Raw genomic sequence first — 336 nt, forward strand, 5'->3', positions numbered from 1 at the left:
ACCTAAGTTACAGGATGATTCGGTGATTGTTTCGGTATTGAATGCTATCACAGACCGGCATTTACGCTGGGGCTTTCCTAAATGCTTTAATCGTATCAGAAAGCTCGGCTATAAATGGAATCATAAACGGGTATATCGGGTGTATTGTGAATTAAAGCTTAATCTCAGGGTAAAGCGTAAAAAACGTATTCCTCCACGAAGCCCAGAAAGGCTATTGGTTCCTAATAAACAAGGTGAATGTTGGTCAATGGATTTTATGAGTGATAGTAGCTGTAATCAACGTCGCTTTAGGACATTCAATGTCATCGATGACTTTAATCGTGAGGCGTTAGGTAT

The 336-nt window shown here is 39.9% G+C and carries 1 protein-coding gene; it reads left to right on the forward strand.

Annotated elements, in window-relative coordinates:
* A partial coding sequence (locus A9G22_RS11810) for an IS3 family transposase (protein WP_141669978.1) occupies positions 1–336 on the forward strand: 336 nt, incomplete at both ends.

Origin of the sequence: Gilliamella sp. App2-1, assembly GCF_001690255.1 — a bacterium.
Taxonomy (GTDB): domain Bacteria; phylum Pseudomonadota; class Gammaproteobacteria; order Enterobacterales; family Orbaceae; genus Gilliamella; species Gilliamella apicola_G.